The 12,332-nt window shown below is 42.4% G+C and carries 11 protein-coding genes; 8 read left to right on the top strand and 3 right to left on the bottom strand.

What is annotated here, in order from left to right; translation table 11 throughout:
- Window positions 1-95 precede the first annotated feature (95 nt).
- Together RTP55_RS02260 and RTP55_RS02265 are read right to left on the bottom strand one after the other, a co-directional pair.
- Window positions 96-1,313, bottom strand: a complete 1,218-nt coding sequence (locus RTP55_RS02260; protein ID WP_309592966.1) for an alpha-hydroxy acid oxidase — start codon at window positions 1,311-1,313, stop codon at window positions 96-98.
- Between the two features lie 188 nt (window positions 1,314-1,501).
- Window positions 1,502-1,789 (bottom strand): glutaredoxin family protein, encoded by a 288-nt coding sequence (locus RTP55_RS02265; protein WP_312383881.1) that lies wholly within the window; start codon window positions 1,787-1,789, stop codon window positions 1,502-1,504.
- Between the two features lie 130 nt (window positions 1,790-1,919).
- Here RTP55_RS02265 and mtgA point away from each other — a divergent pair, with 130 nt between their 5' ends.
- The 5 genes from mtgA to RTP55_RS02290 all read left to right on the top strand — a co-directional run bounded on the left by mtgA (window position 1,920) and on the right by RTP55_RS02290 (window position 6,303).
- Window positions 1,920-2,660: a monofunctional biosynthetic peptidoglycan transglycosylase gene (mtgA, locus tag RTP55_RS02270; RefSeq protein WP_409418402.1), complete on the top strand. Its 741-nt coding sequence runs from the start codon at window positions 1,920-1,922 to the stop codon at window positions 2,658-2,660.
- A gap of 87 nt (window positions 2,661-2,747) precedes the next feature.
- Window positions 2,748-4,946 carry a polyphosphate kinase 1 gene (ppk1, locus tag RTP55_RS02275; RefSeq protein WP_312383884.1) on the top strand — a complete coding sequence of 733 codons (2,199 nt, stop codon included), beginning with the start codon at window positions 2,748-2,750 and terminating at the stop codon, window positions 4,944-4,946.
- Between the two features lie 351 nt (window positions 4,947-5,297).
- Complete coding sequence (locus RTP55_RS02280) at window positions 5,298-5,501, top strand: hypothetical protein (protein ID WP_312383886.1); 204 nt, start codon at window positions 5,298-5,300, stop codon at window positions 5,499-5,501.
- A gap of 127 nt (window positions 5,502-5,628) precedes the next feature.
- Window positions 5,629-5,985, top strand: coding sequence for a hypothetical protein (locus RTP55_RS02285; RefSeq protein ID WP_312383887.1), 357 nt, complete (start codon window positions 5,629-5,631; stop codon window positions 5,983-5,985).
- Window positions 5,986-6,048: 63 nt separating this feature from the next.
- Window positions 6,049-6,303 carry a hypothetical protein gene (locus RTP55_RS02290; protein ID WP_312383889.1) on the top strand — a complete coding sequence of 85 codons (255 nt, stop codon included), beginning with the start codon at window positions 6,049-6,051 and terminating at the stop codon, window positions 6,301-6,303.
- A gap of 116 nt (window positions 6,304-6,419) precedes the next feature.
- Here the strand turns inward: RTP55_RS02290 and RTP55_RS02295 are convergent, their stop codons facing one another.
- The gene (locus tag RTP55_RS02295; protein WP_409418403.1) at window positions 6,420-7,121 is read right to left on the bottom strand and encodes a MiaE family protein; all 702 of its coding nucleotides are present in this window, start codon (window positions 7,119-7,121) and stop codon (window positions 6,420-6,422) included.
- Window positions 7,122-7,336: 215 nt separating this feature from the next.
- Between RTP55_RS02295 and RTP55_RS02300 the strand changes: the two genes are divergently transcribed.
- The 3 genes from RTP55_RS02300 (at window position 7,337) to RTP55_RS02310 (ending at window position 12,222) form a co-directional block, all read left to right on the top strand.
- Window positions 7,337-9,514 carry a malate synthase G gene (locus RTP55_RS02300; RefSeq protein ID WP_312383891.1) on the top strand — a complete coding sequence of 726 codons (2,178 nt, stop codon included), beginning with the start codon at window positions 7,337-7,339 and terminating at the stop codon, window positions 9,512-9,514.
- A 240-nt stretch (window positions 9,515-9,754) separates the two neighbouring features.
- On the top strand, window positions 9,755-10,858 hold the full coding sequence (locus RTP55_RS02305) for a porin (RefSeq protein WP_312383893.1): 1,104 nt from the start codon (window positions 9,755-9,757) through the stop codon (window positions 10,856-10,858).
- A gap of 401 nt (window positions 10,859-11,259) precedes the next feature.
- Window positions 11,260-12,222 carry a porin gene (locus RTP55_RS02310; RefSeq protein ID WP_312383894.1) on the top strand — a complete coding sequence of 321 codons (963 nt, stop codon included), beginning with the start codon at window positions 11,260-11,262 and terminating at the stop codon, window positions 12,220-12,222.
- Window positions 12,223-12,332 lie beyond the last annotated feature (110 nt).

The raw sequence follows: 12,332 nt of genomic DNA on the forward strand, positions 1-12,332 counted from the left end.
ATCAGCTTTAAAAAAAGCTGTTAACAAGAGGTTAGCAAAAGGACGGGCAAAGTGCACAAACACTTAACATCCGTCCTTCTGTTTGCTACGGTCAACTAAGTACGCTCTCGCACAATGAAGGGACGAGTCAGCAAGTCTTCATACGTGCCTTTGATGAGAATATCTTTGCTCACCTGTTGGATATTGGTATAGCCACCAAATGCCATACTGATGTCCATCTCGTTGTAGATAATTTCAAGCGCGCGGCGCACACCGTCCTCGCCATACGCCCCCAAGCCATACAAAAATGCCCGACCAATCATGGCGGCTTTTGCGCCAAGGGCAATGGCTTTGAGCGCATCTTGACCTGAGCGTACGCCACTGTCTAAGAAAATCTCGCAGCTAGTGGCATGGGTGCCACTTTCTGCTTGTACGGCTTGTACGATATCTGACAGCATTGAAATACTCGATGCCGCGCCATCAAGCTGACGTCCGCCGTGATTTGACACTACTATCGCATCGGCGCCACTGCGTACCGCCATCACAGCATCATCAGGGTCAAGGATGCCTTTGATAATAAGCTTGCCACCCCATAAGTCTTTGATCCATGCCACATCATCCCAGCTTAACGTCGGGTCAAACTGCTGCGACGTCCAAGCACCCAGCGATGACATGTTTTCCACGCCTTTGACATGTCCGACGATGTTGCCAAAGGTATGACGTCTGGTGCCGAGCATATGCAAGCACCATTCAGGCTTGGTCATGAGGTTTAGTAGGTTAGTGATAGTAGGCTTGGGTGGGGCAGACAAGCCATTTTTAATGTCTTTGTGTCGTTGTCCTAGCACTTGTAAATCTGCGGTCAAAATCAATGCCGAGCAATGGGCTGCTTTGGCACGGGCGATGAGATTTTTCATAAATTCACGGTCGCGCATCACATACAACTGAAACCAAAAAGGCGCCGTGGTATGGGTGGCGACATCTTCAATCGAGCAGATACTCATGGTGGATAGCGAAAAGGGGATACCAAATTTTTCTGCTGCCCGCGCCGCATGCATCTCGCCATCTGCCCACATCATCCCAGTAAATCCCGTGGGTGCAATGGCCACCGGCATGGTGACAGGTTGACCAATCATAGTGGTGGCTAGGCTACGTCCATCCATGTTGCGGAGCACTTTTTGGCGTAATTTGATACGGTCAAAATCGGTTTCATTATTGTAATAGGTCGTCTGCGTCCACGACCCAGAGTCTACATAATCATAAAACATACGCGGCACTTTACGCTCGGCCACGCGGCGTAAGTCTTCGATATGCGTCATTTTGGATAAGTCTTTCATGGTGTGTCCTTTGCAAAGGGGCTAGCTATGCTTTTAAAATAATACGCATAAGGATTATTAGGTTGCGATTTATCAGATTGCGATGCGAACAATGGGCAATAAGCGTTAAGGAGTTGATTATAAAAAAAATCTGCCAAGACATAATGAATTAAATTTTTAATATTATGCCAATAATCTATATTGGCTTTTCAGCTTAACGCCATAATATCCATGATGGAAAAAGGATAATATAAGGTCTTGGTAGCGGTGACTAGCACAGGTATTTTATCAGCAAATTCCAGCATCTCTTGTTCTGGTAACTCGGCAATATCAATCGACTGCCAGCGTATATCGGCAACGGCTTGTGCTTGACGCAATAAGCTTTCAGCGATTTCACACAGATGACAGCCCACTGTGCCATATAATCGCCAAGTAGTCGGCTCACCCATCATGTGATTGTGCGGATTTGTCATGTTTTGGGCGTCGAAGTCGGACATATTCTGCCTTAGCATATAGCCAAAAATGCCATAATACGTTATATTTTTAGCTTAAGCCATCGCTGCTTTTTGCCCCCGCCGTTAGGAATACACCGTGACCAAACCCGCTACCAAAAAAACTGCTACCAAAATGTCGATAAAGCCCAAACCTGTCAACACAGCTTTACCACCCACCAACCGTGGTATTGGGTTTGGCGGCTGGGTCAAGCGTATTTTGCTCATAGTCATTGCCTGTTTTGTTGCGTTTCATGTAATAGTTGCAGCCTTATTGGTTGTCTGGAAAACCCAGCCTATCAACAACAGCATGTTCATGATACTGTATCGCTTGGGCAATTTTGCCCCTGTCAGTCAGACCTGGGTGGATGATAATCAAATTTCGGTGAATGTAAAACGGGCGGCGATTGCCAGCGAAGATGCCAACTTTGTCAATCACGCTGGCTTTGATGTGCAGGGCATTGAGAATGCGATTAAGAAAAATGAAAAAGCGGGGGCTATCAGCGCGGGCGGCTCAACCATTAGCCAACAGCTTGCCAAGAATTTATTTTTATACCCCAATCGCTCGTATTTTCGCAAAGGCGAAGAAGCGTTAATTACCTTGATGATTGAAAATATGTGGACCAAAGAGCGGATTTTGCTTGCTTATCTCAATGTCGCAGAGTTTGGCAAAGGCGTCTATGGCATTGAAGCAGCCGCTCAGCACTACTATCATAAGTCGGCAGCGCATTTGACAAAGCGACAAGCCGCATCTTTGATTGCTATGCTACCTAATCCCAAATATTTTGAAGACAACCGTAATGACCGACGTCTGCTTAACAAAACCCAAATTATTCTACGGCGCATGGGTGCGGCAGATTTGCCCGACACGGAATAGTGAAGAAACTCATGTATCATTACACGCTTATCATTACATTGTTAACTTTACACTGTTAAAAATGCTTGACCATAAAAGGACTGTGCTATGCCAAACACTGCCAAACAAGACCAAACTAGCGAAGAGCATGTATCAGAAATTAATCCGATACTAGGATTTAACAGCATTTGCTACCCAAACGTGTTTGAATATCAACAAGACGATAGCGAGCTGTATTTTAATCGTGAATTGTCACTGTTACAGTTCCATCAGCGGGTACTCGCCCAAGCTACCAATCCTCGCCACCCACTGCTTGAACGACTGTTTTTCTTGATCATTTTTTCATCCAATTTAGATGAATTCTTTGAAATCCGTGTCGCGGGCTTGATGCAAAAAGTACAAATGGGCGATGTGGTGAGCAGCATCGATGGTATGCGTCCCAGTAAGGTTTTGTCATATATTTCTGAAATCGCCCATCATGCCGTGGATAAGCAATACCGTATTTTAAATGATGAAATTCTGCCTGCACTGGCGGAGCAAGACATTCGCTACCTAAAACGTGATGAATTGACCCCAGAGCAAGCCGCCTGGGTAAAAAAATACTTTGCTGAGCAAGTCGCGCCCGTGCTGACGCCGATTAGTATTGACCCTGCACATCCTTTTCCTAGATTGGTGAATAAAAGCTTGAATTTTATGGTGGGCTTAGAGGGCAAAGATGGCTTTGGTCGCGATATTAACATGGCGATTGTCCCTGCACCCCGAAGCTTACCGCGGGTTATTCGCTTACCCAATGAACTGACAGGCGGTAAAGAACATCACATCATGCTCACCGCAGTGATTCACGGGCATATCGAAGACTTATTCCCTGGCATGACGGTCACAGGCTGCCACCAATTTCGTTTGACGCGTAACGCCGATTTAGATTTATCGGATGATGTCGAAGACTTGGCGAAAGCGTTGGAAGGTGAGTTAGAGAACCGTCGATTTGGTGCCAAAGTGCGCTTAGAAGTGACCACCTATTGCCCACAGCCGATGGTGGATTATCTACTTGATGAGTTTGGTTTAAGCCAAGAGCAACTATACCGTGTCAATGGTCCTGTCAATCTGACGCGTTTGTTGTTTGATTTTAAAATCCCAAATTTGCGTTATCAGTCGTTTAATCATGCCATTCCCAAAGCGTTTCGCCGTGATAGCTTGGATAAAAATGAAAACGTATTTCATGCCATTCGTAAGCAAGATGTATTGGTGCATCATCCGTTTCATTCGTTTTCACCTGTGGTCAACATTTTGCGCCAAGCCGCCAATGACCCCCATGTATTAGCCATCAAACAGACCCTTTATCGCTCAGGGACAAATTCTGAAATTGTCCAAGCGTTGGCTGAAGCTGCGCGTAAAGGCAAAGAAGTCACCGCGGTGATTGAGCTGCGTGCGCGCTTTGATGAAAAATCCAACATTGAAGTAGCAAACTTTCTGCAGCAGGCTGGGGCAGTGGTGGTGTATGGCATCGTAGGCTACAAGACCCACGCCAAGCTGATGATGATTGTGCGCCGTGAGGAAGATAAAATCCGCCGCTATGTGCATTTGGGCACAGGCAACTACCATGCGGGCAATGCCAAAGCTTATACCGACTATGGTTTATTCACCGCCAATGAAGCAATCACCGAAGATGTGCATAAAATCTTTAACGAACTCACAGGCATGGGCAAGCCAGCCAAAGTGCAAAAACTACTGCATGCCCCCTTCACCTTACATGACAGACTCATGGGCTTTATTGACAACGAAATTGCCCATGCCAAAGCAGGCAAAGAGGCGCACATTATCATCAAGGTCAATGCGATGACCGAAAAATTACTGATTGACAAGCTATATGAAGCATCGCAAGCAGGCGTTAAAATCAATCTGATTATACGGTCTATGTGTTGTATTCGTCCGCAATTACCCGGCGTATCCGACAATATCACCGTGCGCTCTATCGTCGGGCGTTTTTTGGAGCATACCCGCGTGTATTATTTTGCCAATGGGCATCAAAATCCCAATGCTAATGGCAAACGCACCCACCGTTTATATTGCGCCAGTGCAGACTGGATGGATCGCAATTTATTTAGCCGTGTTGAAGTGGCTTTCCCCATTGAAGACCCCATCGTCTTTAAACGCATTATGGAAGATTTGCACAATTATCTCAAAGACAATGTCAATGCATGGGAGCTTGATGCCAAAGGTACATGGCGAGCGATTACCCCTGGTGAAGGTGAAACAGCATTCTCGGCACAAGATTATTTATTAACCAAAATCACCAGAAAAAGCTAATTTTGCTAGTCACGAGTTTTGAGTTAATTGCACCGCTATCTATAGAAGATGGCGGTTTTTTTGTTGATGACCGCGTTGATTTACACCCAACGTCCAAAATTTACCGAATGGTAATAAATCTGCCAAAATTTCACACAGCTAAACACTTATCACATAGTGATAACAGCTTGTTACGCGAATACTTATCACTAACCGCCTTTATTTGCTACTATCAAATCATGAAATTATAAGTATAAAAGCGATTGAATTGGCTATTTTTTTTACATAAATTTAATCGCGTTCTATTTAAAAGTCTTTGATTAAAATCTTTGACTTGAATTGGTACTAATAAAAAACATAAGGAAAATTACCATGTCACAGAATCAAGCACAAAACCAATCACAGAATCAACCAAGCAACCAAACCGAGATTCAAAAAGCGACAGAAAATGTGGATCCCAGTCAATTATCAGAAAATTTGGACAAGCAAAATAGCGTGAAAGGTGAACCACAAGACTTAGATCAAAATGAAAACACCCCGTTTATTGACGACTCATTGCGTACTGACAACCACTAGGATTTTAATTGTTAAGCTTTTGAATACTAAGCTTTTAATCATTCAGTTTTGATTGACTAATTTATACAGCTCAACTTATAAAAATAATAACTTATTGAGCGATAACAATTAATTAAAGGAATAAAAAATGCAAAATAATCTAGAGAATAACGTAGAAATTGTAGATCCAAAAACAGGTGTCGCTGTGACCCCGCAAGCCGTCATAGTAGAAGACAGTGTCACCCACCAATCGGGTGATGGATTAACCACAGGCATGTCACCGTCAATGGAAACGCCCGATATTTTTGATAATACCCCACAAGCGGCGGTGAAAGTCCAATCCGCAGAAGACGTGGTGAAGGGCGAATTATCGGATGAAAATGTGGCACGTATTTCTGAGGAAGAGGCGCAGAAATTACAGCAAACTGCCCAAGCCAATCTCAATGCAGAAAATTCACTTCATACGTTATCAGATGGTAGTGTAGATATCGACCGAGATCACTAATTTTCGATATCATTAAGTTAGGTTTAAGCATTTTATTGCGTTGATACCCAAAAAGGAATGACCATGAATTCACCAGAAGCACAAACCAAACACGTTAACTTAGGCGATAAGTCTGCCGAGTTCGTCGATCGTCGTAACCAACCGGGACAAGCGTTTGACGATAATGTCAATGAACATACCCTTGGTAGGGACGCGGTTGGTAATGACCAGCTAAAAAGCGATACCATTAACGAGCGCAATCTTTATACTACCCCAGAAAATGCCCAAAAACGCACTATAAATCCTGATGGCTCTATTCCAAGCGTTGGTAGTGAGTGAGAGTAAGTGGCAGTGAGTCAGTTTAAGGATTAAATTGTAATAGCTAACCATCCACCCCATTTGATGGTTAGCTTTTTTTATCGTTACAGTCTACAAAAACCTCACGCAATCCAACCTCACGCAATCCAACTGGGTACCCCACTATGAAAGCGTAATTCATCATCGGTTTCATTGATAAGCTGCGCTTCTACTTGACGAAAAAACGCCACCCGCGCATCAATGGGCTCGTCACTGATACTTTGCGCCAATGCCAAATAATCTTCAAAATGACGACTTTCTGATTTTAGCAAATAGCGATAATATTTTGCCAAACGCTCATCCTCAATCACTTGTGACAGTGCCCAAAAACGTTCACACGATCGGGCTTCGATGAAAGCACCAATAATTAAAGTGTCTATCATCGCTTGCGGCTCGTAAGTGCGTTTATGTTTGAGCATACCTGCGGCGTAGCGACCTGCAGCAATATGTTGCCACGCTTGTCCACGCTCTGCCATCAATCCCATCACTTGCTCATAATGGAGCATTTCTTCTCGAATCAGCTGAGCAAGCTTTAACTGCAGCTCGGTATGCGACATATAGCGAAAAATCAAATTCATCGCGGTGCCTGCGGCTTTTTTTTCACAATTGGCATGATCTTGGATGATGGTCGGCAAATCTGCCATGGCGGCTTTGAGCCATTTATCCGACGTCGTACAACCCAAAAACGCCAAAACAGGGGTGATATCAATGGGTTTTGGCTGATAGACAGAGTTATCGTTATCCAAGTCAATGACGGCTAAGTCATCAAAACTGCCGTCCGTTTGTACTGGGTTGTTGATAAGAGCGGAATTTGACAAGGGGTTACTCACTTATTGGCACGTTAATAAAATGATATTTTACCAAAAATCAGCGATAAAACCCTTAGCACAAAAATTTATATATAACGATTATTTAAAAAATAAATAGTTTTTATTTCTTTATTTTTATAAATGATATTCGTATAATCAAATGTGAATTTTTTGCTATTTTAGGTCAAAACATAAGGAAAAATGCCATGTCAGAACGCGTTCAAAAGGGTAGTCTAGCGATTGATACACAGCTTTATAACTTCATTGCCAATGAAGTTACGCCAGTCGTGGGCATCGATAACGAAAAATATTGGCAAGAATTTGAAAAAATTGTCCAAACATTCCAACCCCGTAATAAAGCATTGTTGGCAAAACGTGACGAGATTCAAACCCAAATCGATGACTGGCATGACAAAAACCCCGCTAACAACGGTCAAATCGACAAAGCCGCTTATACCCAATTTTTAAAAGACATCAACTACATCGTGCCAGAAGGCGATGACTTTTTGGTTGAGACCCAAAACGTGGATGACGAAATCGCCCATATCGCAGGCCCACAGTTGGTGGTACCTGTACGCAATGCCCGTTATGCGCTAAACGCAGCAAATGCGCGTTGGGGCAGCTTGTATGATGCGCTATATGGTACCGATGTCATCGATGAAACCAATGGCGCAGAAAAAGGCAAAGGCTACAACCCTGTTCGTGGCGGCGAAGTTGTAAAATACGCCAAAAACTTCTTGGATAGCAATTTTGCCTTAGCTGAGGGTCAATATGCTGACGTCACTGGTTTTAAAGTTGAAGACGGTAAATTAGTGATACGCCAAGGCGATAAAACCACCTCACTAGCCCAGCCAGAAAAATTCGCAGGTTTCCTAGGCGACGCGGCCAATCCAACGGGTATTTTACTGAAAAATAACGGCTTACATGCCGAAATCCAAATCGACCCATCAAGCCATGTGGGTAAAGATGACCCTGCAGGCATCAAAGATGTCTTGATGGAAGCCGCGGTTACCACCATTCAAGACTGTGAAGACTCAGTCGCTGCCGTTGACGCTGAAGAGAAAGTAGAAGTATATCGCAACTGGTTTGGGTTGATGAAAGGCGACCTGAAAGACAGCTTTGAAAAAAATGGCAAACAAACCACTCGTACCATGAACCCCGACCGTGAATACACCGCGCCAGATGGTGGCAAAGTTACCCTGCACGGCCGTTCAGTGATGCTAATTCGCAACGTCGGTCACTTGATGACCAACCCCGCGATTTTAGTCGATTTTGAAGGTCAGCAAGAAGAAATTTATGAAGGTATTATGGATGCGCTAATCACACCACTGTGTAGCCTGCCAGATATCTTGGGTAAAAACAGCTTAAGCAATTCACGTACAGGTTCAATGTATATCGTAAAACCAAAAATGCATGGCCCTGAAGAAGTACAATTTACAGTTGACTTGTTTGCCGCGGTTGAAAAAGCGTTAGACCTACCCGAGAATACCTTAAAAGTCGGTATCATGGATGAAGAGCGCCGCACGACCGTTAACTTAAAAGAATGTATCCGCGTTGCCAAAGACCGCGTTATCTTTATTAACACAGGCTTTATGGATCGTACCGGTGATGAGATGCACACCAGTATGAAAGCCGGTCCCTTTGTCCGTAAAAACGACATGAAAAATACCGATTGGCTCAATGCTTATGAGCGTTGGAACGTAGACATAGGCGTCAAATTAGGTCTACCTGGTAAAGCGCAAATCGGTAAAGGTATGTGGGCAAAACCTGACAACATGAAAGAAATGGTTGCCACCAAATCCAACCATCCAAAATCAGGCGCGACTTGTGCGTGGGTACCATCACCCACAGGTGCTACGCTTCACGCCATGCACTACCATGAAACCAACGTCATGGACGTGTTAGATAATATCAAAGACCGCGAGCCTGCCAAGCTAGATGACATTTTGACCGTGCCACTTGCTACGGATACCAACTGGACAGATGAGCAAAAAACTGCCGAGCTTGAAAACAACATTCAAGGTATTTTAGGATATGTAGCGCGCTGGGTTGACCAAGGCGTTGGCTGTTCTAAAGTACTGGATATTGACGACGTTGCCTTGATGGAAGACCGCGCTACCTTGCGTATTTCTAGCCAGCACGTTGCCAACTGGTTAGCGCATGGGGTCGTGACACCACAACAAGTGGATGACGTGCTCAAACGTATGGCAAAAATGGTCGATGAACAAAGCAAAGACGATCCGGCTTATATCCCAATGGCAAATGACTATAACACTTGGGCATACAATGCAGCTCGCGATCTTATCTTTAAAGGTACAGTACAACCCAGCGGATATACTGAACCATTACTACATCAAGCACGACTAAACTTAAAAGCAAAATAAGTTTTTTATTTAGCAAAGATATTAACATCATAAAAACCATCAGATTTGTAACTGGTGGTTTTTTTATGGCATAAAAATATTGCAAAATGTTTCAGAATGAATTACTCTAATTTCACAATTAAATTTAGATTCTGTTAACTGTTTCATTGTTTTGTAACAAATTGTTGGCAAAATCTATCTATACAAAAGAATTGCTACGCATCTGTGTAGTTTTACCTAGGATATTGTGGAGAAATCCTTATGAAAAAAATCGCAATCGCTTCAGCCATCGCTTTAGCTTCAATCACTGCTGCCCATGCTGCGCCAACTGTATATGGTAAAGTCTTATTAACTGGCGAATATACAGATGTTGATGATAAAACTGCTAAAAATGATGATACTTCTAGTACAAAATTAGTCTCTAACTCTTCACGTATTGGTTTTAAAGGTGAAGATGATCTTACTGATACGACTAAATTAGTCTATCAATTGGAATACGGTATTGATGTTGATGCTGATACAAATGGTAAAAATCAATTTTACTCACGTAATACTTTTATTGGCTTAGCCCACAATACAATGGGTACTTTACTTGCCGGTCGTCATGACACACCATTTAAACTAACTAAAGGTAGTGTTGATGTATTCAATGATTATGACAATGTAGCGCTAGGCAAGCTAATGGCAGGTGAACAACGTGCTAACAATGTGATTGCTTATAAATCACCAACATTGGTAGGTACGCCAGTTACTTTTTTAGGCGCGGTGAGCCTCGATGAATGCTCTAAAAATGATGATGATAAATGTGTAGCTACGCCAGCTGTTGCAGCCGTTGCACCACAAGCGATTTATGATGTGACTGGTAAAGATATTATTGGTTACACTAAAGGTACACCAGCTAAAGCTGCCGTCTATCGTGACAAGAAAAATGCTTACTCTGCAATGGTAAACTATGACCAAAATGGTGTATATATCGGTTTAGGTTATGACAATTCAGTATATGGTAAAGATACAAGTGGATGGCGTTTAGCGGGCTCAGTAGACATGGGCAAAATGAACATGGTTGATGGTCTAACACTGGGTGCGCTATATCAAAATTATGACTTTAACACTGATGATAATGAGAAATCATGGCTGTTAAGCGGTAAATACAAAATTGGGGCAACGCCATGGGCGGTTAAAGCACAATATATTGACACTTCAAACCAAAGTGGCGTGAAAGACCGTGATGCTACTGAAGTTGCGTTAGGTGCTGAATATAGCTTTAACAAAGCTACCAAAGGTCACTTGTACGCTGCACAAATCGATACTGATAATGTTTCAGATAGAACAATCGTGGGTGGTGGCTTAGAATATAAGTTCTAATATATCTAACTTTTAGATTGCTGTAAAAGCTAACTAATTTTTTAGTTAGCTTTTTTATTTTCATTAACGCTAAAAAATTAATTAAAAAAAATATGATTTAATACTAGAAAGAATATTATGTCACTAAGATTAAAAATAAACTTACAATCACGTAAAAATTAAAAAAACTATTGCAAAATATTTCAAAATTGTTATCCTAGTAGTTAGAAGTATGTTTTTAGTAATTAGTACGAATAAAATGTAAATATATTCATACTTTATTGCTAGACTTATACAGTTAATAGTTGACGCTATTAATAATAATCAAAGTAAAGATTTTCTTGCTTTGGTCGTTCGGAGAGGTAGTGGTGCTGACAAGTCACCAGTTATCTAAAATTTGTTTTTCCTGATAGAGATGTCCTATGAAAAAATTACTTTTAGCCACAGCCGTCGCTGCACTTTCAGTTTCTGCTGCCCATGCTGCTCCAACTGTTTATGGTAAAGCGTTAGTTACAGTTGATTATTCTGATTTTGACGATGAATCAACCACTAAGTTGAATTCTACTGCCTCGCGTATTGGTTTTAAAGGTGCCGAAGCACTAACAGCTAATACTGACTTGGTATACCAATTAGAGTATGGTGTTGAAATTGATAGTGACAACGGTGGCACTGTGAAAGGCAAATCACAAAATCAATTTCATTCACGTGACACTTATTTAGGTCTATCTAACAAACAATATGGTACTTTGGTTGCTGGTCGTTTGTCTGCAATCGATGACAACATCAATTACGTTAGCCAAACTGTAGGTCAATACGACGGTTTCAATGCGGCCTCTTGGGATGGTGACCGTGTAAACAATGCGATGGCTTACTTTTCACCAGCCTACAACGGTCTTCAATTCATGGGTATGTATGCATTTAAAGAGGATAACGCATCTGATTTACCCACAGATGCAGAAGCGTTTGGTGTAGGTGTGAAGTATGAACCAGCAAATCAACCATTCCGTGCTGGTGCAACCTACATCAAATCAGGTGATTTCAATACTACTCGCTTAAGCGGTGCCTATGACTTAAATAACCAAATTGGTCTTGGCGCATTGTATCAAATCACTGATTTAGACACTAGTGACAAAGAAAACTTGGCTGCAATAAGTGCAACCTACAAAACTGCAACGCCTTGGACAGCCTACGCGCAAGCTGAAATGACCTCAAATGTTGGCGGTGTTGATGGTAAGGACGCACAGCGTTTAGTATTAGGTGGTAAGTATGCATTCAATGCCAATGCAACGGGTCATGTATACGCTGGCTACTCAAATCTAGAGCAAGAAGGTCAAGATGACCGAGACGGTTTTGGTATCGGTACTGGTATCGAATACAAATTCTAATCTTTACTAGAATTTGCTATCAAAAAATCCACTCAGCGATGAGTGGATTTTTTTATGCCAATCAATGAATTGATAAAAATAATTTTTTGCTAAACCTAGGCATTTTCGAG

Source organism: Moraxella sp. CTOTU47579, from assembly GCF_032004885.1.
Taxonomy (GTDB): Bacteria; Pseudomonadota; Gammaproteobacteria; order Pseudomonadales; family Moraxellaceae; genus Faucicola; species Faucicola tetraodonis.